Annotated in this window: 16 protein-coding genes and 1 other RNA gene; 4 read left to right on the top strand and 13 right to left on the bottom strand. The window is 71.6% G+C overall.

Going from position 1 to position 21,967, the window contains the following annotated elements:
* Nucleotides 1–197: 197 nt before the first annotated feature.
* The 7 genes from AC0VYD_RS05265 to AC0VYD_RS05235 all read right to left on the bottom strand — a co-directional run bounded on the left by AC0VYD_RS05265 (nucleotide 198) and on the right by AC0VYD_RS05235 (nucleotide 11,791).
* Complete coding sequence (locus AC0VYD_RS05265) at nucleotides 198–1,052, bottom strand: SOS response-associated peptidase (protein WP_475478838.1); 855 nt, start codon at nucleotides 1,050–1,052, stop codon at nucleotides 198–200.
* Nucleotides 1,053–1,062: 10 nt separating this feature from the next.
* Nucleotides 1,063–2,142, bottom strand: a complete 1,080-nt coding sequence (gene pgfA / locus AC0VYD_RS05260) for a cell envelope lipid trafficking protein PgfA (RefSeq protein ID WP_475478837.1) — start codon at nucleotides 2,140–2,142, stop codon at nucleotides 1,063–1,065.
* Nucleotides 2,139–6,581: an alpha-(1->3)-arabinofuranosyltransferase gene (locus tag AC0VYD_RS05255; protein ID WP_475478836.1), complete on the bottom strand. Its 4,443-nt coding sequence runs from the start codon at nucleotides 6,579–6,581 to the stop codon at nucleotides 2,139–2,141. The genes pgfA and AC0VYD_RS05255 overlap by 4 nt, the downstream gene beginning before the upstream one ends.
* The gene (locus AC0VYD_RS05250) at nucleotides 6,578–7,927 is read right to left on the bottom strand and encodes a glycosyltransferase family 4 protein (RefSeq protein WP_475478835.1); all 1,350 of its coding nucleotides are present in this window, start codon (nucleotides 7,925–7,927) and stop codon (nucleotides 6,578–6,580) included. The genes AC0VYD_RS05255 and AC0VYD_RS05250 overlap by 4 nt, the downstream gene beginning before the upstream one ends.
* A 230-nt stretch (nucleotides 7,928–8,157) precedes the next feature.
* Nucleotides 8,158–8,298 carry a hypothetical protein gene (locus AC0VYD_RS05245; protein ID WP_184366037.1) on the bottom strand — a complete coding sequence of 47 codons (141 nt, stop codon included), beginning with the start codon at nucleotides 8,296–8,298 and terminating at the stop codon, nucleotides 8,158–8,160.
* Nucleotides 8,295–10,187 (bottom strand): MmpA family trehalose lipid delivery protein, encoded by a 1,893-nt coding sequence (locus AC0VYD_RS05240; RefSeq protein WP_475478834.1) that lies wholly within the window; start codon nucleotides 10,185–10,187, stop codon nucleotides 8,295–8,297. The genes AC0VYD_RS05245 and AC0VYD_RS05240 overlap by 4 nt, the downstream gene beginning before the upstream one ends.
* A complete protein-coding gene (locus AC0VYD_RS05235; RefSeq protein ID WP_475480189.1) occupies nucleotides 10,187–11,791 on the bottom strand; it encodes a GDSL-type esterase/lipase family protein in 1,605 nt (534 codons plus the stop codon). Before AC0VYD_RS05235 ends, AC0VYD_RS05240 begins: the two co-directional genes overlap by 1 nt.
* A 388-nt stretch (nucleotides 11,792–12,179) precedes the next feature.
* Between AC0VYD_RS05235 and AC0VYD_RS05230 the strand changes: the two genes are divergently transcribed.
* Nucleotides 12,180–13,091 (top strand): hypothetical protein, encoded by a 912-nt coding sequence (locus AC0VYD_RS05230; protein ID WP_475480188.1) that lies wholly within the window; start codon nucleotides 12,180–12,182, stop codon nucleotides 13,089–13,091.
* A gap of 82 nt (nucleotides 13,092–13,173) precedes the next feature.
* Here the strand turns inward: AC0VYD_RS05230 and AC0VYD_RS05225 are convergent, their stop codons facing one another.
* On the bottom strand, nucleotides 13,174–13,689 hold the full coding sequence (locus AC0VYD_RS05225) for an NADPH-dependent FMN reductase (protein ID WP_475478833.1): 516 nt from the start codon (nucleotides 13,687–13,689) through the stop codon (nucleotides 13,174–13,176).
* A gap of 632 nt (nucleotides 13,690–14,321) precedes the next feature.
* On the opposite strand from AC0VYD_RS05225, the gene nagA reads away from it, so the two are divergent.
* The 3 genes from nagA (at nucleotide 14,322) to AC0VYD_RS05210 (ending at nucleotide 16,479) form a co-directional block, all read left to right on the top strand.
* Entirely contained in the window at nucleotides 14,322–15,455 is a 1,134-nt protein-coding gene (nagA, locus tag AC0VYD_RS05220) for an N-acetylglucosamine-6-phosphate deacetylase (protein ID WP_475478832.1), read from the top strand.
* Nucleotides 15,456–15,557: 102 nt separating this feature from the next.
* Nucleotides 15,558–15,866, top strand: a complete 309-nt coding sequence (locus AC0VYD_RS05215; protein ID WP_191268326.1) for a hypothetical protein — start codon at nucleotides 15,558–15,560, stop codon at nucleotides 15,864–15,866.
* A gap of 106 nt (nucleotides 15,867–15,972) precedes the next feature.
* Nucleotides 15,973–16,479, top strand: coding sequence for an SRPBCC family protein (locus AC0VYD_RS05210; RefSeq protein ID WP_475478831.1), 507 nt, complete (start codon nucleotides 15,973–15,975; stop codon nucleotides 16,477–16,479).
* Between the two features lie 254 nt (nucleotides 16,480–16,733).
* On the opposite strand, the gene ssrA is transcribed toward AC0VYD_RS05210, so the two are convergent.
* The 5 genes from ssrA to ftsE all read right to left on the bottom strand — a co-directional run bounded on the left by ssrA (nucleotide 16,734) and on the right by ftsE (nucleotide 21,797).
* Nucleotides 16,734–17,105: a transfer-messenger RNA gene (gene ssrA, locus AC0VYD_RS05205) on the bottom strand.
* A 403-nt stretch (nucleotides 17,106–17,508) separates the two neighbouring features.
* Nucleotides 17,509–19,527 carry a penicillin-binding transpeptidase domain-containing protein gene (locus AC0VYD_RS05200; RefSeq protein WP_475478830.1) on the bottom strand — a complete coding sequence of 673 codons (2,019 nt, stop codon included), beginning with the start codon at nucleotides 19,525–19,527 and terminating at the stop codon, nucleotides 17,509–17,511.
* 35 nt (nucleotides 19,528–19,562) lie between these two features.
* A complete protein-coding gene (gene smpB / locus AC0VYD_RS05195) occupies nucleotides 19,563–20,027 on the bottom strand; it encodes an SsrA-binding protein SmpB (protein ID WP_191268332.1) in 465 nt (154 codons plus the stop codon).
* Between the two features lie 79 nt (nucleotides 20,028–20,106).
* Nucleotides 20,107–21,018, bottom strand: coding sequence for a permease-like cell division protein FtsX (gene ftsX, locus AC0VYD_RS05190; protein ID WP_475478829.1), 912 nt, complete (start codon nucleotides 21,016–21,018; stop codon nucleotides 20,107–20,109).
* Nucleotides 21,019–21,107: 89 nt separating this feature from the next.
* Nucleotides 21,108–21,797, bottom strand: coding sequence for a cell division ATP-binding protein FtsE (gene ftsE / locus AC0VYD_RS05185; protein WP_191268333.1), 690 nt, complete (start codon nucleotides 21,795–21,797; stop codon nucleotides 21,108–21,110).
* Between the last annotated feature and the right edge of the window lie 170 nt (nucleotides 21,798–21,967).

Here is a 21,967-nt window from a genome sequence, read left to right as displayed (position 1 = left end):
TTCTGCGGTCGGCGGCACCCTTGAGCCGCCCTCTCAGCCCGCCATGGCGCGAGCTCCCGCGTTGCGTATTCACATGTGTGCACGTCGAATGTGCCGGGACACCTCGATCACGGTGTCCCCAGCCCGGGGAAGCACTCCCCTGTGGCCTCGCACACCATACACAGGGCGTCCCCGGGCCTGTCCAGCCTCCGCCGGGGTCAGAAAAGTGTCTCCGGCTGGTCCGGCCCGGTGTCCTCGACGGGTTCCAGCAGGTCAGGACGGTTGTTCTTGATGCTGTTGACGTCGGTGGAGACCTCGTCGACCTCGAACCTGTCCACCGGGGTCTCCCCCAGCAGGTGGGCGAGGTCGTCGGGGCCCGAGCCCGGGTCGAGCCAGGCGGACCAGCCCTCGGCGGGCACCACGACGGGCATGCGTTCGTGGATGTGGGCGAGTTCGGGAGCGGCCTCGGTGGTGATGACCGCGCAGGACCACAACCAGGCGGCGGGATCGCTCTCGTCCTGGACCTCGGGGTCGCGCCAGCGCTCGAAGATCCCGGCCAGGGCGAGGGGCTGCGCGTCGGAGTAGTGGATGGAGAAGGGCTTCTTGGCCGCCTTGGCCTTGCGCCTGCGGTGCTCGGGGTCGGTGACGGGCGAGGTACTGGCCTGGGCGGTGCCGTCCCTGTTGAGCAACTGCCACTCGTAGTAGGCGTCGGCGGGAAGCAGGCAGCGGCGGCGGCGGTAGGCCGTGCGGAAGGCGGGCTTGTCCGCGACCGTCTCGCTCCGGGCGTTGATCATCCGGTAGCCGATGTTGCGGTCCTTGGCCCAGGAGGGCACGAGCCCCCAGCGCATCGTGTGCAGGGAGCGCGGGCCCGCAGGACCCCCGTCAGCGCCCTGCGGCGGCGGTCCGAGCACGGCGTAGACGGGTCTTCCCGGCGAGATGTTGTAGTCGGGCTCCAGGTCCTCCAGCGGCGGCCAGGACCGCGGGTCCTCTTCCTCCCCGACCGCCTGTTCCGGCAGGCCGAAGGCGAGCTGCAACTGGTGCACGTTCCTGGACTGGGCATATCGACCGCACATGTGTCCGATTCTACGGTGCGGAAGCCCGCTGCTCCCGGTTTTCCACAGTCTCCTCCCCGGCCCGGGCCGCGCGCTCCGCGGTCCGGGCCGGTCCTGCGACCACCGCGGGCCCTGTGGTCCGGGGGCGGGACCGCCATGCCTGGAACAGCCCGGCGAACACGGCGAGCGCGCCGAGCGGGCCCAGGACCCGGGGGGCCCAGGTGTCCAGGGCGCGGAGCAGCAGCGAGCGCACCCGGGCCTGCTCCGCGTAGGCGGAGACCTGCCCGTCGGCCAGGGCGAGTTCGGCGTCGAGCAGGGCCGCCTCACCGGAACCGTTCTGCGGACGCAGGGTCTCGGACCGGTCCTCCTCCATGTTCACCACCATGCCGGTGACCGGTTCGACCCAGAACGTCCTCCGTACCTCCAGCCATCGGGTCGCGGTCACCGTGCCCTCCGCGCCGGGGTCGAAGAGGGCGGCGGGGACCTCCCGCGCGGACTCCGGGACCTGGGTCGCGTCGAGGTCCTGGGTGTAGCGGCGCACCGCCACACCGGCGGCCTCGTCGTCCTCCTCGAACTCGACCGCGGGGGCCGAACGCACCTCGGCGTCGTAGAAGGAGTGTCCGCTCTCGGCCGCCCCGGGCGGCCAGTACAGGATCAGCCCGGCCTGGCGTACCGCGTGGTCACCGTCGACGTGCTCACCACAGCAGTTGACCGCGCGGCCGGTCTCCCGGTGCACGATGACGCGGCGGCTCCGGTAGTCGATGACCCGGTCGGCGGCGGAGGTGTTCACCGTCATCTCCCAGGCGGACCAGTCGCCGGTGTGCGCGGAGGCCTCCACCTGGGTGACCTGTTCGACTCGGACGTCCTGCGTCCGGGTCCAGGTGGCGGTGTCCAGGTAGCTGGCCTGGTTGTCGACCATGCGCAGGTCGAAGGAGGCCTCCGCGGGGAGCGGGGCGACCCGGTCGTGGACGTAGAACGGCAGCAGCAGCGACAGGGTCAGCAGGAAGGCGCCCGCCGCCACCGGGAGGGTGCCCCCGGGCAGGCCGGGCCCCGGGCGGGTGCCCCCGGGGCCGGGGGCGGGCGCCGCGCCCGCGTTCGAGGACGTGCTCACCGGTGGGCCTCCTCTGCTCCGTGCCCGGCCACGACCCGGCCGGGTTCACCGTCCGGCCCGGGGCCGGGTCCGCCGTGCCCGTTGGCGCCGGTCGGGCCCGCCCGGCCCGCGTCCCCGTCGGCCGTACCGGTGCGCGCCCGGGCCGGAGGCCGCACGGCGGCCGGCGGCCCGTGCTCCGGTCCGGGCTGTCCAAGGGCGAGGACGAGGCGGGCCATCGCGGGCAGGCACAGCACCTGCGGGACCCAGCCGCGCAGAGCCGTCCCCAGGGTCTGTGTGATGTCGTGGAAGGGCATGTGCAGGGCCAGGTACGTCCCCGAGGCCGCCGCCAGCCCGGCCAGGGACAGGGACGCGGCGACCACCCACGGCCCGGCCAGGTGGGGCAGTATCCGGCCGCCCATGGCGGGTCTCCCCGGCTTGGCGTGGCGCAGCCTGCTGGGCGCCCGGCGCGCCAGCCACCACAGGGACAGCAGGAGCACGCCGACCACGGCGGCCCCGGCCCAGCCCGCGATCCACACGCCGTAGCCCAGGCCCAGCGGCAGTACCGCCCAGCGGGGCAGCCAGCCGGGGCCCGCACCGGGCAGGGCGCGCGAACCCGTCGGAGGCCCGGTACGGAGCCGGCGCCCGGCGGGCAGCCAGCGGCGCGGCCACAGCGCCAGGACCACGAGCAGCGCGGCGAGCGCCCCGCCCGCCGCCAGGACGCGGTGGTAGACGGCGTCGGGGGTGTAGGTGAGGGTGACGGTCCCGGCGCTGCCCTCGGGCAGCAGCCAGGCCTGCTTCCAACCCTCCAGCCGAACCGGTTCCAGCGGCCCGTCGCGGCCCTCGATCCGGGCCTCCCAGCCCTCGTTGAAGTTCTCGTTCACCACGAGCAGGCTGTCCTCGTCGGCGGCCACGTCGAAACGGCGCTCGCCCGGCCCCCAGGAGTGCAGGGTTCCGACCTCGGCCATCCGGACCTCCGGACGATCGGCGACGCTCTCCCCGGCGGACTCCACCAGGGCCGACCGCACCTGGTACCGGTTCCCGGGATCGACGACGACCCGGTTCCCGCCCTCGGTCAGGTCCAGGTCGGTGCAGGTCTCGTAGTGCAGCGGGCCACCGGTGAGCTGGTCCGCGAGGGTCCCGTCGCTGATCCGGGTCTCCACCCGCTGACCGTTGACCCGCAGGGTGGGACCGAGTCCGCAGGCGGTGGCGGCGTCACCTTCGGGCGCGGCGTCCACCGCGGGGACACCGGGGAGTTCGATGGTCCCGATCTCCAGGGCCTGGCCCTCGGGGCGTTCGAAGGTCAGCCGCAGGGAGGAGGCGGTCAGCGGTGCGAAGTCGACCCGGCCGCTGCCGTCGAGCCATCCCTCGCGGACGGTTCCGCCGCCCTCGACCGTGACCTTGATCGGCCGCATCACGCTGTCGGCACGGGGGAAGTCGACCTTCATGTGGTCCACGGTCGTCGGGTCGCCCAACTCGATGTCGAGCCAGGGGCTCTTCTCCTCCGGGTCCGGGTACCAGACGGTGCCCTCCTCGTCGTCGAGCGCGCCCCGGCCCATGGCCGCGGGGTGCTGGACGGCGGTCGAGGAGCCGCTCACGTGCGGGAGGCCGCCGGACCGGTTGGCGGCGTTCTCCGCCTCCCGGGGGTCGGTGAGGACCACCTCCCCGGAGATCCGGTGGGCCGCGGCGGCCGCCCCGGCGGAGAGCTCGAAGGTGCGGTCGAGCCTGTTGGCGTCCTCGCCGGTCACCTCCAGCGCGGGGTTGCACACCCACACGTGCGAACCCTCCATACAGCCGGGGGCGGTGCCGGTCGACCCGGTGAAGAGCAGGGTGCCGGCGTCGGCCGGCCCGGGAACGTCGAGGGTGCGGGAGGCCTCCAGCCCGGGGACGGAGATCGAGGAGACGCCCACCCGGGTGCCGAAGCGGAACTCCGGTTCCCAGGCGAGCTCGTCGATCCGGATCCGCAGTCTGGTGGTCCGCCCCGGCGGGACGGTGAGCTCCTGCGGTTCGTCGGTGGCGGCGACGGCCGCCTCGGAGCGTCCGTTGTCGGTGATGAGGGTGACACGCGAGGGCGGCGGCTCGTCGGGCAGCTGCTCGAAGGCCACGCTCAGCCCGGTGAGGTCCCGGGGCTCGGTGAACTCGACCTCGATCCACTGGCGCAGGGCCCCGGCGAAACCGCTGGAGCGCCAGGCGGTCCCGAGGTCGTCGTCCAGGACCGCGTAGGGGGCGTGTCCCGGATCCCGGTTGGCGGCGTGGGCCTCGACCCCCGCCTCGGAGGTGGACGCGGTGACCCCGGCGACGCCGAGGTCCTCGGCGTGCGCGACGTACTCCTCCCAGGCGGGGTCCAGGATGTCGGGGGCGGGGACGTCGCGTTCGAGCTCCTGGTCCCGTGTCATGGTGGCCGACACGTTGCGGCGCACGTCGGAGTAGACGACCTCGCGGCGGCGGGCGGTGTCGGTGACGATCGTGTCCCCGGCGGCGATCTCCCCGGCACCGGGGTCGTCACCGAGGAGGATCGGCCGGTCGTCGTTGACCAGCCCCTGTTCGGCCAGGCTCAGGACGGACTCGGGTCCTCCGGTGACCCGCAGCGCCTCCCCCGCGGGCACGGTGCCGACCCGGGGGGCCGCCCCCTCGACCTCGTAGACGGTCAGTGCAGGGTAGGGCTGGTCGAACCACTGGGAGGCGGACTGGTGGTCCAGGGAACCGAGCACCGGCCCGAACTCGGCGGCCTCGGTGATGCCCGGCGAGTTCTGGAGGGACTGGTGGACGCGGGCGGGCCAGCCTCCGTTGTTGTCCACGCGCTGGAGGTCGTTGCGGACGATCAGGTGGGTGACGCCCAGGCGCGCGAAGGTGTCCGCGAGCCCCGCGGAGCCGCGCCCGGAGGAGACCCGCTGGTCTATCTCGTGGTTGATCCGGGAGATGCCGGAGGAGCCCCACGGGATGATCTGGTGGTTGGCCCAGGCACCGGAGAACAGGGGCTGCAGGGGTTCGTCCAGGGGGCGGCCCCACTGGTACTCCCCGCGGGCCGAACCGGGCAGCGCCATGGTCATGTCGCGTTCGTCGCTCCGCTCCTCCAACCAGTCCACCGCCTCGTACCAGTAGTCGGGGATCTCCACGAAACCGCCCTTGGGCGCGATACCGACGGTGGCGATGGGAACCAGCGTGACCAGGAAGACGGCTGCGCCGGCCCCGGCGACGGCCCTCCTGACCCTGGTGGACGGGGACGGGCCGACACGGTCGGCCCGGTCCCGGGCGACCACGAGGGGCAGGTGCGCCAGGCCGAGGACGATCGGCAGCCGGATGAGCGCGTCGAACTTGTGGACGTTGCGGAAGGGTGCGAGGGCGCCGTCGAACAGCTCGCGCATGTGGGGCGCGAAGGGCCCGGTGAGGGCTCCGGTGAAGCCCGCGACGATGATCGCGGTTCCCACGAGGAGGCTGCTGATGAGGAAGAGGCGTTCGGGGGTGCGCCGGTTGATGAGCCCGGCCAGGCCGAGCCCCGCGACCAGCGCGGTGACCGCGACCAGCCAGGGGGTGAGGGAGAGTTCGGCCCCCGAGGGCAGGGCGGTGTTGCCCATGTCGGGCAGGAAGCCCATCCAGTTGGAGGTACCGCGCAGGGAGTTGAACAGGGAGGTGATCCCGGTGGTGACCGCGGCGTCCTCGGTGTAGGGCATGAACGAGTACACGTACCGCGACATGATGAGCAGCGGGGCGATGTACCAGAACGAGGCGAGGACGAGCGCGCCCGACCACCACAGGATGAGCCGCCACTTGCGCGGGCCGTTCGCCCGGGTGAGCAGGTAGAGGCCGGGGACGACGAGGACGGCGAGCTCGGAGGCGGCGTTGGTACCGCCGCACAGGAGGAAGGCCAGACCCGACAGCAGGGCCGCCCGTGCCGGGGAGTACCCCCGCCTGGTCCCCAGCACCAGGGGGAGCAGGATCCACGGCATCAGCAGCATGGGCTGGAGCTCGGCCGAGTTGTAGGAGAGCAGGGTGAGCACGCGCGGGGCGAGCGCGTAGGCGACGCCGGCGAGGATCCGGGTGTTGACGGTGCCCAGCCCCAGGGCCCCGGCGACCTTGTAGACGCCCACGAAGGCCGCGATGAGCAGGACCGCCATCCACAGGCGCTGGATGAGCCACTCTGGCATGCCGAGCACGTCGAACAGCAGGTGGAAGGGGCCGTTGGGGAAGAAGTACCCGTAGGCCTGGTTCTGGAGCTGGCCGAAGTAGGAGGCGTCCCAGAGGTGGAGGGCCCGCTCCATGAACCCCAGGGGGTTGACCGTCAGGTCGATCTTGGTGTCGCTGACGATCCTGCCGGGGTCGATGCTCGCTGCCAGTGCTCCCAGGAGCAGACACACCGCGAGGACCTTGAGCCGCGCCAGCAGCTTCTCGTCCACTCCGCCGGGGGCGGTCGGTGTTCTGGAATCCTCCGGTTCGCGCCTGGCGGTGGATTCCGCCGAAGTCACATCTTCGCTTTCTTGCCTGCTGTGGGGTCGGTGGTGCCGGGGGGCGTGCAGGTGGATCCGCCGGTGCCGAGTTCGGCGGCGACGAGGCGGGTCATCCGGGCGCCGCTGGCATCCCAGGTGAAGTGGGCCGCCCAGGCGCGACAGGCGCGCCGGACCTCCTCGGCCCTGCGGGGGTCGGACAGTTCCTTGAGGGCCCCGGAGACGACGTCCTGGAGGGTCTCGCCCTCGCGGACGAGCCATCCGGTTTCGCCGTCGCGGACCGAATCACGAAGTCCGTCCACATCGTAGGCCACGGTGGGCACACCGAGCCGGGCGGCCTCGATGACGGTGAGGCCCCATCCCTCGAACTCGGAGGCGGTGACGTGCAGGTGGCAGGAGGCCAGTACGGAGTTCTTGTCCTCCTCCGACAGGAAGCCGTGCAGGTCCACCCGTTCCCGGAGGCCGTCCCGACCGACCTGTTCGGCGAGGTGCTCGCCCTCGGGGCCTCGGCCGATGATGTGGACCCGCAGGCCGGGATGGTCGTCGCTGAGCGTGCGGGCGAGGTCGACGACCCGGGACACGCGCTTCTGCACGACGAGCCGGCCGAGGCTGACCAGCGCGGGGGCGGTGCCCGGAGCGGGGGCGGCGGGGACCTCGCCCGGGTTCTGCGGGGCGACGCCCCCGTTGTGGACGATCTCTATGGGTGCCCGCCAGCCGAGCTTGTCGCGCATGGCGGCGCGGGAGGACTCGGAGACGGTGACGGTGGTGCAGTTCCGGTAGACCCGGGAGGCCACGGCCGACTCCACGAACCGGCCGAACCAGGCCAGCGGCGCGCAGAAGTAGGCGTTGAACTGCAGGTCGTGGACGTGGTGGACGACGCTGACCACCCTGGTGCGACGGCGCAGGACGAGCCTGGAGAAGAAGGGGATGCCGTTCATGCAGTCGAAGGCGAGGTGGAACTCGCGTCTCCACAGGGCGAGCCAGGCCATCACCCGCGGGTAGACGGTGAACTTGCCGCCCATCCGGCGGATGACGATGCCGTCCTTGGTCTCGACTCGGGCCTGGTGGGGTTCGCGGCTGGTCAGGAAGGTGACGATGGCACCGCGTTCGGCCAGGTGGCGGCTGATCCGCCAGGCGTACTCCTCGGCGCCGCCCGCGGCGGACTGCCACGGGTCGCGCCAGTTGACCATGACGATCCGGACGCCGTCGAGGCGGGGGCCGAGGTCGGTCCGGGGCGGGACCGTGACGGGTTCGGGTGCTGCGGACTCGCCGGCCTCCGCCCGGGCGGGGGCGGGGATGGCGGCCGGGGCGGGGGCTACCGGGTGGTGCCCGGGCTCCACCCGGGTCGGGACCTTCTGGAAGACCACACGCACTCCTTCCGCGCGGTGTCCGGCTCGACGCCTGGGCCTGACCACGAAGGGAAATTGACCAGGAACCGTGCGTAACTGCTTCGGGGTGTGCCGAGAGCACGCCGAGCAGACCCGTCGACCGGACGTCATTGGGGGTGGGCGGCCGCGTGGGGTGCGGTCGCGAGGGGTGTGCGGGGCCGGGCGCCCCGCTGGCGGCGGGGCGCCCGCCCTCCGCAGAAAACGGCGCTCTAGCGGTCGCCGTAGTTGTAGAGGGTTTCGTTCACCGGTTCCGCGGTCGCGGTGGACTCGGTGGCGAGGCTGGTGGCCACCACGGTGGCACCTCCCGCCAGAGCCGCACCGATCACACAGGCGGCGATTACCTTGATCACTTGGGGATCTCCTTCCGCGCGCCCCGGCCCGTTCGTGGTTGGGGGCGCTGGAACCCGAGACTAGAACCTGATCTAGCTATAGACCAGATGATTGCCCCAACTGTAACTAACCCCCCGGTAACTTCCAACCCTGAGATGTCCTCTTTATCCGCCTTGATGTGCTGGTCCGACACTTCCAACAAGGTCATGTCGGATTCTTCGACCACCGGCGACAAAGTTTCGGCACCAGACCAGAACCGGTTATCGACTGGCGCCGACACGACCACGTAGCGCACCCCGAGACCACCCAGGAGCTCCGCCAGCGCATCGGGGTCGCGCGACCGGCCGGTCCCGGGCAGAGCGGTCTCGGGATCGGGTGCGAGCAGGCGGGCCGCCTCCCGTGCCCGGGCGTCCTCACCGGTCACCACGACGGTCCCGCCGTCCCCGGTGCCCACCCTCAGGTCGTCGTTCCAGATCGCGCGGCGGTCGAACAGCTTGGTCGCCGGGTCGAGCACCACCACCGGTTCACCGGACCACTCCAGCCCCCGGTACGCGCTCCACGGCAGCACCAGGACGGCACCGGGACGGTCGTCGGCGGCCACCGCGTTCTGCGCCGCCAGCCACGAATCCGGATACTGCACCGGGACCAACCGGCCCCCCGCCCCCCACAGCAACCCGGGCAGCACCACCACGGGCAGGCACACCGTGAACACCACGGCCCCCACCCGCCACAGAGGCAAACCGCTCCGATCCCTCTCCCCCGACGAACCCGTTCCGCCCGTGTCCGCAGCAGGTCCCGCGCCTCCCCGGACCGGCGGCGCCCGCAACAGCCACAGCACAACCGCTGCCAGCCCGAGTGCCTGCACCAGGGCGAGCGGCGCCAGGTACAGCTGACCGTCGCGCAGGGGCCCGAACCCCGGCCACAGGCCGATCAGCGCGGCCAGGAACTGCCTCCCCGGAGCGAACACCCCCAGGAGCGCGACCCCGAACCCCGCCGCGGCCGAAACCGAGAGCCCGATCCCCACCGCCGGCGGGGACCTGTACAGCCACCAGCCCCACCCGGCCAGGGAAGCCGCACAGAGCATGAGTCGCGCCAGCGCCGTCACCGGTTCGCCGTAGCCCGGCGGCACCGCGCCCGAGTTCCACACCCCGCCGAGCGCCAACAGGGACCCCAGCACCCCGAACGGGGTGTCCGCCCGGGCCGCGAAGGCCTCCACCCCGGCCGGGTCCGTGGCCGCGCCGCTGGACAGCGACGGCACCAGCCACGGCAGGGACACCAGTACCAACGCGAACAGGAACAGGCCCGCGACCCGTGGGCGACGCGGTCCCGCCAGAGCCTGCGGGCCGGCGGTGAGCGCGCTCAGCACCACCGAGGAGAAACCCCCGACCGCAGCCGGAACCAGCGAGCACACCAGGCCGGCCAGGCCCGCCGCCGGCCGTGCCGACGCCGTCCGGACCACCGCCCACACCACCCACGGCAGCCCGGCGTAACCGAGCAGGACCGCCCACTGGCCCAACAGCAGGCGTTCGGCCACGAACGGGTTCCAGACGTAGGCCGTCCCGGCCGCCGCACCTGCCGCCAACACGGGCCCCGGGACCCGCCCGGCACCGCACACCAGCCGGGCCAGCAGCCGGAAGGCGCCCGCCCCGCCCAGGGTGAACACCGCCAGCAGGGCGAGGGCCTGCACCACGTCACCCGGCAGGACCAGGGACAGGGCCGCCACCACGGCGTCGCTCGGGATCGCCCGCGGAAAACCGTCCGCTCCGGCCAGCACCGTGGGAAGCGAGAGCCGGGGGACGAAGAGCATGTCGTACCGGAGCACGTACCCGGGCCCCAGCGCGGGTCCCAGCGCGAGCACCGCCGCGACCAGGCCCACCGCCCAGGGCAGCACGCGCGCGGGGGCTCCCATCAGTCCTCCAGGACGACGCTGTCGGAGTAGCCGCCCTCCACGTAGTCCCGGTAGGAGCGGATCACGATCTCGTAGGGCCCGGAGACCGTCGCCTCCCAGCGCGGCCGCTCACCGGCCGAGCCGAGCGTGCGCCAGCCCTCGCCGTCCTCGGGCCCCCGTCCGTCCCGGGGCTCACAGGACGTGCCGCCCGAGGGTTCCGGAGCGGGGGGCGGGGAGGGCCGGGGGGCCGGTTCGGGTTCGGGCCGCGGTGTCTGCGGCGACGAGGGGGACGGTCTCGGCTCCGCCTCCCCGGGTTCCCTGCCGCCGGTGCCGTCCTGCCCGTCGGTGCCCGGGTCCTCCGCTTGGACGTCACCGGGCGCACGCCGGTCGTCGGGCGCCGGGCGGTCGTCGGGGACGCACTCCAACTGCCGGACCCAGACCTCGTAGTGTCCGGCCTCAGCCACGTCCTCCCAGGTCACCACCGAACCCTCCGCCTGGACCCGCACCCAGGAGGGCCCGGGCGGCGGATCGTCGTCCCACACCAGCTGGATCGGCTCGGACTCCACACCCTCGTCACGGCCCTTGAGGGTGCGTACGGTGAACTCGTAACGGGCGCCGCTGAAGAGCGACTCGACGCGGACGGAACGCTCGTCCCCCTCGCCGCCGACCTCCGCGGGGAGCACCGACGCCTCGTCCGGGGAGGGGCTCACCCTGCGCTGCAGGACCCGGTAGTCGGTGGCGCCCGGGACAGCCGCCCAGGTGAGCAGGAGCCCGTCGTCGGTCTCCTCGTGGTCGGGTTCGGGGGCGATCCGAGGGCCGGTGGAGAGCTCCGGCAGCGGCCGGGGGAAAGCGGCCCCCACGCCCAGCGGTTCGGCGAGCGCGTCGGCGAAGGCCGCGGCGATCCTGAGTTCGCCCCGCACGTTGGGGTTGCTCGCGTCCCAGTTGTCGTTGGCCGGGGAGTAGTCCTTCGCGACCTGGGCGACGACCACGGGCGAGGACGCGGAGGACATCTGTCCGGCGAGGTCGACCAGACCCATGTTGAACCGGGCGATCTCGTCGTTGACCCGCCCGTCGTCGTCGGTGCCGTGCACGCCGGGGAGCTCGCCGACCACGAACCGGGCCTCGTCGAGCACCACCCGCACCGTGGAGACGGTCTCGGCGATGCCGTCGAGGGCGTGGTCGGCGCCGCCCCCGGCCAGGATGTCCTCGGTCCCGGCGAGGAGGAGCAGGTACTGGGGTTCGTACTCGTCGGCGACCCGGGCGACGTCGGAGGACAGGTCCTGGGCGGTGGCGCCCCAGCGGGCGGCGTGGTCGGTGTCGAAGTCCGGTTCGGCGTAGGTGCGGTCGCCGGGTTCCCCCTCGTCGAGGGAGTACATGTCGTCGCTGGGGCCGACGAAGTCGAAGTCGACGCCCTGGTCGGACAGGTGTGACCACAGGTGGTAGCGCCAGGTGTGGTCGCCGCTGCTGCCCTGGGTCGCGGAGTCGCCCACCATCATCATGCGCAGCCGCCCGTCGGGCGGCCCCGGAACGGGGACTGGTCCGTCGGCGAGCTCGTCCCGGCCTCCGCCCAGTCCGCCGGAGCCGGTCTGCAGGAGCAGCAGGGTGACGGCCATGGCGGCGAGCATGACGCCGAGCAGACCCAGGGGGCCGGGTTCGAAGCGGGATCCGGCCCGCTGCCGGGCCGCGAGATCGCGCCAGGTCAGACCGCGCCAGTGCTCGGCGGTCAGCCAGTGGGGCACACGCGGGGACCAGCGGCTCCGTCGGGCGCCGTGTTCCGGGGATTCCTCGTCGGGGGTGGCGTCGTCCTCGCCCGGGTCCTGCACCGTGCCCCATCTCCCGCCGCCGCGCTTCGCGGATAGTTACAGGTTCCTGTCCGACATCAGAGCACCATCACCCCCGGTCGGACGACCTGGGGGCATAAGCTCGCCAGACCAGACTAGAACTGGTTATATGGAGCCCGTCAACCCGCTGGCCCAGCCGGACCCCACCACACCGAGCCGAAAGGTGCCCGCCGTGATCGGACTCCTGGTCGCGCTGCTCTCCGCAGTGGTCTACACGGTCGGCCTGACCGTCGAACAGCGCGCCCTGCACGGCTGCGAGTCGATCTCGATCAACCGCCCCCTGCATCTGGCCAGGGTACTGCTGGGTAACCCGCGCTGGGTGTTCGGCTGCGCCTTCGCCGCCCTGGGCAGTGTGGGCCTGATCGTCTCCCTCGGCCTGGCCCCGGTGTCCGTGGCCCAACCGGCCTTCGCGGCGGGCGTGGCCACCATGCTGCTGGTCGTCACGCTGGTGATGGGCGAGCGGATCACCCGGGGCGAGTACGTGGCACTGGGCGTCATGCCGGTGGCCCTGGCCCTGCTCAGCCTGTCCACCGCCGACGGCGCCGAGACCGGCACGACCGCGAGCGCCCCGCTGCTGATCACGGTCAGTGTGGTCACGGTCGTGGCGTGCGTGGCCGCCATGGGCCTCGCGGGCGGCCGGGGCAGGTACGTCTCGGCCGCCGCGATGGGCGCCGCCGCCGGACTCGCCCAGGGCAGCGCGGGGCTCCAGGGCAAGGGCCTGGGCGGCCTGCTCGCCGACAACGGTCTGCTGGCGGCGATCGTCCCCGCCCTGCTCTCGCCCTACCCCTACCTGTACGCGCTGGGCTGGGCGGTGGGCATCGTGCTCTTCCAGACCTCGCTCCAGCGCTCCCGCGCCTCCATCACGGCTCCGGTGTCCAACGTGGTCGGCAACGTGTTCGTGGTGGTGGCCGGCACGGTCCTGTTCGGCGAAGAACTGCCCCAGGACCCGCTGACGCTGGCGCTGCGGATCGGTGGTTTCGCGCTGACCCTGGTCGTGGTGGTCCTGGTCCGCGGCAACGTGGCCACGGCGGAGGCCGACACCAGCAGGCTGCGCGGGCAGGACTCCCCCGCACGGGCCGAGTAGTCCCGGGCGGCCGGACCGCCGGCGGTCCCCGCACGGCAGGCCCGCGGCGGCCGGGGCCGCCCGGACCCGGCCGGGGCCCGCGCTAGGCGGCGACGGAGACGGCCTCGCGCAGACCGGGGGCGGCCACGTCTGCCCAGGCGCGCACGACGCTCTCCGGCTGGTGGGTCTCGTCGGTGGCCAGGATCAGGCCGGGCTCGGCGACCCAGGCGCCCAGGTCGGCGAGGAGGATCCGCAGGTCCTCCTCGATGCCGCGGCTGTTGCGCAGGTCCTCCACGACGGCCAGCGGGACCGCGACCGTGTGGCCCAGGCCGAGCTCGGGCAGCCGGTCCAGGAAGACCTTGAGCAGCCCGGTGTAGGTGCCGTGCACCTGCGGGGAGGCCACCAGCAGCACGTCGCTGCGCTGGATCCGGTCCAGGGCCTCGGCCACGGCGTCCGAGGACTCGCTGAGCAGGTCCGGACCCATCTCGGCCAGGTCGATGAGTTCGGGGCGGGAGGTCACGCCGGCCCGGGTGGCGACCTCCGCCGCGGCGCGCAGTGCGGCCGTGTGCACGGAGGAGTGGGGCTGGGGTGCGGCGACGAGCACGGTGAAACGGGTCATGGCGGAGAACTCCTGGGTTCGGTCAGAGCGAGCCGGGATCGACCGGAAGGAACGCGGGGGGCGGTGATCGGAATCGTTGACACCGGAGGAGGACCGTTGTTCCTCATGAACCGAAGCGGAGCGGGACCTCGTCGTCCGGGGCTCGTGTGCGTCGGCTCGGGCGGGGTGCTCAATCGGACCGGTGGAAGAGGTCCGGGACCCAGTTGGGAGAGATGAGCGTCCGGTGTCTGCGTAAGGGCACAGGGGCACGGGTCAGAACCGTGGCGCGGGGCGCGAGCCCCGCAAGGCGCTAGCTACGACAGAGCGCGCTCGCCTGCTGTCTCAGATCGACATGCAGGCGCTGGACAAGCAGCTCACCGGCGGACATGCCTCCATCATGGGGCGCCCCGGCCGCTATCGTCAATGCGTGCCGCCTCCCCTCCTTCGGGGCTGGCGGGCTCCGCGCGGCCCGGTCCACCTCGCGGACAACCGTCCCAGGGAGCGGGATCACCCTGTTCCGCTGGGAATACGCGACCCGGCTGAGGTGCGCACGGCCTCCGCCGAACCGCTCGGTCACCCGGATGTAATTTACGACACACAGGAATCGGCGCCCGCTCAACAGCGGACCCCCAGACGCAGGGAGAGCCCGAAACATGGTCCAGACACCCCTCATCCTGACCGGCGCGCGCGCCGTGACGGCCGACGGAACCCGTGAAACCTGGGTCCGGATCGAGAACGGCAGGGTGGCCGGGCTCGGCACCGGCGACCCCGGCCCGGGCGAGCGGCACGACGTCGGCGGACGGCTGGTCGCACCGGGGCTGGTCGACACCCACATCCACGGCGGCACGGGGCACGCCTTCCCCGACGCCGACCCAGAGGGGGTTAGGGAGATCGTGGCCTTCAACCGCCGGGCCGGGGTGACCTCCCTGGTCGGCGGCCTGGTCGCGGCCAGCCCCCGGAACACGCTCCGCCAGGTCGAAGCACTGGCCGAACTGTGCGACGCGGGCGAACTGGCCGGAATCTACCTCGAAGGGCCGTTCATCGCACGGTCCAAATGCGGCGCCCACGACCCCGACCTGCTACGCGACCCCGACACCGCCGAGTTCGACGCCTGGCTCAGGGCCGGGCGCGGACACGTCCGGATGATCACGGTGGCCCCGGAGCTGCCCGGAGCCCTGGACCTGATCAGGGCGGCGCACTCCTCCGGCGTCGTGGCGGCGGTCGGGCACACCGAGGCCAGCTACGAGCAGACCGTCGCCGCGATCGACGCCGGGGCGAGGGTGGCCACCCACGTGTACAACGCGATGCGCCCGCTGAACCACCGCGACCCGGGGCCGATCGCCGCGGTACTGGGCGACGAACGCGTGACCGTGGAGCTGATCCTGGACAACGTGCACGTCCACCCGGGGGCCGCGCGGCTGGTGTTCGACGCGGCCGGCCCGGGCCGGGTCTCGCTGGTGACCGACGCGATGTCGGCGACGGGCCTGGGGGACGGCGAGTACACGCTCGGCGAGCTGCGCGTGCGCGTGACGGACGGCAGAGCACACGTGGTGGAGACCGGCGCGATCGCCTCCAGCACGATCGTGCTGCCCCAGGCGGTGCGCAACGCGGTCGCCGCGGGCGTTCCCACGGCGGAGGCGATCCGGTCGGCGTCCTCGGTCCCGTCCGCGGCGCTGGGGCTGTCCGGCGTCGGGAGCGTCGAGGTCGGGGGCCACGCCGACCTCGTGGTGCTCAATGAGGACCTTTCGGTCGACTCCGTGATGTATCGGGGCAGTTGGGTAGCGTAACGGCGTGTCGTGCGCACGGTACGGATTAGTAACTTGCCCCTGAGCAACAATTATGGACAGGGCGTCGAGGAAAGCACCGTGCTTGACACGAAAGGATTCGCCATGGCCAAGTCGAGACAGGCCGACGAGCAGCAGCCGACCCGGGTGCCCTCCGAGGAACACGAACACCTCGGCAAACTCGCCAGCGAACTGTCCCGCTACGAGGTCCGGGCGGAGGTGGTCGACGAACCCGCGCTCTGTCTCCGGGTGCGCAACCCGTCCTCCGCGCACGCGGTCGAGGACGTGATCTGCGAGCGCCGTGAACACGACTTCGCGTTCATCGCCTCGTTCGGGGTTCATCTGGGCAACAGCGGGAGCGTGCCGCTCACCGCCCACAAGGTCGCATGGCTCGTCGGGGCCACCAAGGAATAGGAAGCCGTACGCCAGGGGGCGGTGCCGACCGGCACCGCCCCCTCTCCGTGCCACCGCGGGAGTTGGTACCTTCACCGGAGGCGCCCCCGGACGAACAGGACCCCTCGTGACCACCTTCCGCTACGCCCTCGACCCCGTCGACGAGACCTTCTTCGACACCGCGCCCATGCGCTGGCGCGTGGGGCTCGAACTGGCAGCCTCCCCTGACGAGGTCTGGGCCGGGCTCACCTCTCCCCTACCGCTGTCCTGGTGCCGGGCGCTGCCCGACGTGCGCTACACCTCCGAGGCGCCCTTCGGCGTGGGCACCACCCGCGAGGCGAGTGTTCTGGGGGCGTACCGGATGCGCGAGCGCTTCTTCCGCTGGGACGAGGCCGAACGCCGCAAGTCCTTCCACGCCACCGAGGGCACCCTCCCCGTGTTCGGCGCCTTCGCCGAGGACTACCACGTGCTCCCCTTCGACGGAGGAAGCAAGCTCGTGTGGTCGTTCGCCTTCACCCCGTGGAAGGGTCTGGACAGCGCTCTCCAGCTGGGTAGGCCCCTGGCCGAGAGCCTGCTCGCCTCCCTGGTCAAGGACACCCGAAACCACTTCGGCCCACTGACCGAAGTGCGCTGACCCCGGCAGGAGCCCCGGTCGCTGACCCCGGCAGGAGCGGCCGGGGTCAGCGGTTCCGGTCCCTGGCGGACAGCTTGGGGCGGAGTCGGAGCACGAGGGTCATGGCGGCCCCCGCACCCGGGCCCGGACACGGGAAAGCGCCCTCCCCGGTCCGGGGACCGAGGAGCGCGAGGGGTTCTGAGGCGGTTCCCCAACGGGAACGACAAAACGGCCCTGTTCGCATGCGAATGCGCGAACAGGGCCGTCTCGTTGTCAGGTGGAGGTGGCGGGAATCGAACCCGCGTCCTTCAGCACCGAGCCAGGGCTTCTCCGGGTGCAGTCTGCGGTGTCGTTCTACTCGGCCCCAGCGCTTGCACAGACACATCGCTGACGGGCCCAGCCACGAAAATGTCCCACTCAGGCCCCGTGGCCTGATCTGAGCGGTGAGTCATCTGAATGGTGCCGGATCCCGAGCCGATGACGAGCCCGGGCCGACAGAGTCACAATCGCTTAGGCAGCGAGAGCGAACTCAGTGCGCTTAGAATTGGCACTTGAATTTATGCGAATGCAGGATTAACGAGGTCACAGACGCAACCCTCGACCCGCTTCCCCTGGAACGACTACCGAAGTCGAAACCGATCACCCCCTGTGAAGTTGTCAAGACCACCCGTCACCCGTGGGTTCGGAGCGGCCGACATGCGAGCGTGCGAGCACTCTCGTGTTCGTCACTCTACCTGTTGAACAGTGTGGGAACCAAGCTGATTCCCGGTGCGGGCAAAGATCCCGGTTCGGGCCGGAGCGGTCCCCCTGCGCCCTCCAGAACAGGGAGAAACCCCCGTGAGGCGGACGCAAGATCTGGTCTACGCAGCTCACGGGGGCGGTCGGCAGGGTCGGGCCGACCTGTGGAACCGGCAGGGCCTCCCCCGAGACGAGGTCCTGCCCTCTGCGACTGGCCGCTACCCCCTGTCGCGATCCCAGTCATAGGAGAAGACGCCGCCGAAGCACCCGCGGGTTGCTCGGCGGCGCCCTTCTTTTCTCCGCGTCCTCCGGTCAGGTCCCGTTGGGGTCGGTCTCCGTCCCCGGACCGGCCTCCGTCCCCGGACCGGCCTCGGTCCCCGGACCGGTCTGGGTGCCGGGAGCGTCCGCCGGCGGGGCCGGGTCCCCGACCGGGGGCACCTGGCCCTCGGGCACGGTCCCGTTGGCCATCCCGTTGAGGAAACTCACCGCCGCGGTGACGGCGTGCTGCTGCAGCAGGCTCACCTCGGGCTGGACCTCGGCCAGTACCGCGAAGGCGACGTCCCCCTGGTAGCCGACGAACCAGTGCAGGGCGGTGTCGTCCTGTTCGGTGCGGGCGGCCTGGCCGGACACCGCCTCCCCGCCGAGGTTCAGCTCGGGCATCCGGTTGACGACCGCGTTCCGCAGCCCCTCCCGGACCACCTCCAGGTGCGCCTCGTCGAGGGCGTTCTCCCCCGAGCGGGTCGGCCCCTCCTCCCGGACGAGGGTGGGCTCGTGCCAGGACCCGTCGGCGACGGCGCCGGCGGCCAGGGCCATGGCCAGCGGGCTCGTCCGGACACCGTGCTCGCCGACCATCGCGGAGGCCACGTCGGCCTCGCCGCCGTCGATCTCGACGGTGCCGGAGGAGACGGGCAGCGGGAGCTGCCAGTCTGCGCCCAGGCCGAGCCGGGCGGCGGTCTCGGTGAGCGCCTCGGGGCCGACCTCGGAGGAGATGTCCGCGAAGCCTACGGTGCACATGTAGGCCAGGTTGCGGGCCAGCGTGGGGTCGGCGGAGAGGAACCCGCCGCTGGGGTTGGTGAAGACCTGGTCACCGATCTCGGACTGGAAGCCGCAGGGCATCGGGCTCTGCGCGGTGACCGCGCCCGAGTCCAGGGCGGCCAGGGACGACACCAGGGTGAAGGCACCGCCCGGGGCGTAGGAACCGGTGAAGGCGCCGTCGTCGGCCGTGCTGCCCGAGGCGTTCGCCGCGGCCAGGACCTCACCGTTGGTGGAGTCGACGGCGACGATGTACCCGTTGCCGGGCAGCGCCTCCAGCGCGCTCTCCGCGGCGCTCTGCGTGGCCAGGTCGAGGGTGGTCTCGACGCCGCCGCTGCGGACGCCCTCCCACGACTCCAGGACGTCGGTCTGCTCACCGTCCCCGCCGAGGGTCACCACCTGGGTGGTGGCCGAGCCGGCGAGTTCGTGCTGGAAGATGTTCTGCAGGCCGCTCAGGCCGACGGTGTCGCCGGCCTGGTAGGAGCCGGAGACCCGGGCGGAGACCCGGTGCTCGGCGGTACCCGCGACCTCACCGAGGAGGAAGGGCGCGACCCGGGGGGACAGGTTGATCTTGACTTCCTGCGTGTCGACACCGGAGATCTTCCCGGCCTCGCTCAGGAGGGCTCCGTCCAGCTCCGCGTCGCGCATGAGGACCAGCGGCTGGAACTGCTCCGGTGGGGCGGAACGCACCCGGTTGAGCAGCGGTTCGGGTTCCTCGTCGAGGAGTTCGGCGAGCTCGGTGACGCCCGCTTCCTTGTCCTCCATGTCGGCGGGCAGCACACCGAAGGCGGTGACGCTGTCCGCGGAGACCAGGGGTTCGCCCTCGCGGTCGAGGATCTGACCGCGGTCCTCGATCTCGTAGCTGACCGCGAGGCGTTCACCCTCGCCCAGGTCGGGGTGGATGACCCCGGACGACCAGCTGATCCGCCAGCCCGCGGGGCCGTCCTCCAGGGGCATCCGCCCGGTGTAGCTCCACACCGGGTCCCCGATGCCGAGGTCCGCGGTGACCTCGAACTCGGCGGTCGCGGACTCGTCCCGCAGGGACATCTGGCCGAGGTCGAAACGGATCGAGGCGAGGTCGAGCTGGTCGTGGACGTCGGCCAGGGCCCGCTCGACCTCCTCGGGGTCACCGTCGGTGTGGCGGGCCGCCTCGGCGTAGTTCCCGTCCTGCCAGGCCAGGAGGAAGGACCTGACCGCCACCTCCGGGCTGGGGTGGGTTGTACACGCCGCAAGGCTCAGAGCGACGATCAGGCCACTGCTGGCGGCCGCGATCCTGCGGCCGAGGGGACGGGGGGACACCTTGTGTGTTCCTTTCAGGCGCCTCGTGGGACGGCTCAACGGCGTCGGCGAAGCGCGCGTTCCATGTCACGCTTGGCTTCACGTTCGGCGATGGCGTGGCGCTTGTCGTACTCACGCTTACCGCGGGCCAGAGCGATCTCCACCTTGGCCCGACCGTCGCTGAAGTACAGCGACAGCGGGACCAGCGTGCGCCCGGGCTCACGGGTCTTGCCGATCAGCCGGGAGATCTGCTCGCGGTGCAGGAGTAGCTTACGTGATCTGCGGGCCGAGTGGTTGGTCCAGGTCCCCTGGGTGTACTCCGGGATGTGCACGCCCTCCAGCCACACCTCACCGTCATGGATGTGGGCGAAGCCGTCCACGAGTGAGGCCCGCCCCTGCCGGAGGGACTTGACCTCGGTTCCGGTCAGGACCAGACCCGCCTCGTAGGTTTCGTCGATGTGGTAGTCGTGCCGGGCCCGCCGGTTCTGGGCGATCTTCTTCTGCCCGGTTTCCTTGGCCACGGTTGTATCCCTTCATGCGTCCGGGGGGCCACTGTGTGACCCCCCGGTACCCGGCCCGCCCGTGTCCGGCGGTGACCCGTCAGACCTTCAGGTAGCGGCGCAGGGTGAGGAACGAGGTAACGGTGCACAGGAGCACACCGAGGATCATCGACACACCGATGACGTAGAGCAGGGCACCCGTACCGAGTGCCACGTCGAACTGGAACCACTCCTCGATCTGGGTGAGCAGCGTGTACCTGGTGGCCACGATGAACCCGGACGCGATGACACCACCGATGAAACCGGCGATGGCGCCCTCCAGGAGGAAGGGCAGCTGGATGTAGAAGTTCGACGCACCGACCAGCCGCATGATGCCGGTCTCCCGGCGGCGGCTGTAGGCCGACAGGCGGATGGTGTTGCCGATCAGCAGCGCGGCGGCGGCCAGCTGGACGCCGGCGACCACGAGGGCGGCCCACTTGAGCCCGTCGAGCAGCCCGAAGAACTGTTCCAGGATCCGCTGGTCGTTGGAGACCGAGTCGACGCCGGACGCGCCGTCGACCGCCGCGCGGACCGTGTCGTAGTGGTCGGGGTCGGTGAGCTGGACCCGGTAGTTCTCCGGGATGTCACCTTCCTCCGCGGCCTCAGCGAGCGCCTCGTTGGAGGAGCCGATGCGCTCCTGGAAGTCGGCCCACGCCTCGGCGGCGGTGAGGTAGCGGAAGTCCTCGACCTCGGACAGCGACCTGAGCTGCTCCTCCAGCGCCTCCCGGTCCTCCGGGGTCGCGGCGCCGTTCTCCTCGCAGGTCGCGCTCGGGGAGATGTCGTTGCACATGTAGACGGTCAGCGTGATCCGCTGGTCCCAGTAGTTGCGCATCTCGGAAACCTGCTGGTTGACCAGCAGACCGGCACCGAACAAGGCGAGGGAGATGGCCACCGTCGTGATGACGGCGATGGTCATCGTCAGGTTGCGACGTAGGCCGATCCACGTCTCGGAGAGAACGAATTGTGCTCGCATGATCTGTTAAAGGTCCATCCTTCGGGGCTTCGCCGTGCCGGTTGTCTCGCGGTCGCCGACCGACCGCGCGGCGACGAGCGTGCCAGAGGTCAGTACGCCTGGCCGTAGACGCCTCGCGTCTGGTCGCGCACCACCAAGCCCTCTTCAAGCTCGATCACGCGCTTGCGCATCGAGTCGACGATGGCGGCGTCGTGCGTCGCCATGACGACGGTGGTTCCCGTGCGGTTGATTCGGTCCAGGACCTTCATGATGCCGATGGAGGTCGCCGGGTCGATGTTTCCGGTGGGCTCGTCGGCCAGCAGGATCTGCGGGCGGTTGACGAAGGCGCGGGCGATGGCCACGCGCTGCTGCTCACCACCGGAGAGCTCCCCGGGCATCCGCCCGGCCTTGCCCTCGAGTCCGACGAGTTCGACGACCTCGGGCACGACCTTCTTGATGAACCGCCGGGGCTTGCCGATGACCTCCAGGGCGAAGGCGACGTTCTCGAAGACGTTCTTGTTCGGCAGCAGGCGGAAGTCCTGGAAGACGCAGCCGATGCGGCGGCGCAGGTGCGGGACCTTCCAGTTGGACAGGCGCGCGAGGTCCTTGCCCGCGACGTGCACGCGACCCTCGTTGGGCTTCTCCTCTTTCAGCACCAAGCGCAGGAAGGTCGACTTGCCCGAGCCGGACGGGCCGACCAGGAAGACGAACTCGCCCTTGTCCACGTCGATGGAAACACCGTCGAGCGCGGGGCGCTTCTGGGTCAGGTACTGCTTGGTGACGTTATCGAAGTGGATCACAGGCGCATCACAAGGCTCTCGAAGGTATGGGCACCCGACGGAGAGAGCTCCGCTCGGGATCGTACCGGCCGCATGGCCACCGACAGTTTAGAGGGGGCCGCGGCCCGGATTGTCCAGGTCCCGTCACACCCGCGAGATCTGTGGAGATCAGAGCACTATCGGACAACAGC

Source organism: Nocardiopsis sp. iso_40 (assembly GCF_056173285.1).
This window is presented reverse-complemented; position numbering and strand designations above follow the sequence as displayed.

Excerpts from the sequence above, each read along its gene's own strand:
- AC0VYD_RS05240 (WP_475478834.1), bottom strand. The coding sequence starts at position 10,187 with ATGGGAGCCCCCGCGCGCGTGCTGCCCTGGGCGGTGGGCCTGGTCGCG.
- nagA (WP_475478832.1), top strand. The coding sequence starts at position 14,322 with ATGGTCCAGACACCCCTCATCCTGACCGGCGCGCGCGCCGTGACGGCC.
- AC0VYD_RS05235 (WP_475480189.1), bottom strand. The coding sequence starts at position 11,791 with ATGCTCGCCGCCATGGCCGTCACCCTGCTGCTCCTGCAGACCGGCTCC.
- AC0VYD_RS05225 (WP_475478833.1), bottom strand. The coding sequence starts at position 13,689 with ATGACCCGTTTCACCGTGCTCGTCGCCGCACCCCAGCCCCACTCCTCC.
- AC0VYD_RS05265 (WP_475478838.1), bottom strand. The coding sequence starts at position 1,052 with ATGTGCGGTCGATATGCCCAGTCCAGGAACGTGCACCAGTTGCAGCTC.
- AC0VYD_RS05215 (WP_191268326.1), top strand. The coding sequence starts at position 15,558 with ATGGCCAAGTCGAGACAGGCCGACGAGCAGCAGCCGACCCGGGTGCCC.
- ftsX (WP_475478829.1), bottom strand. The coding sequence starts at position 21,018 with ATGCGAGCACAATTCGTTCTCTCCGAGACGTGGATCGGCCTACGTCGC.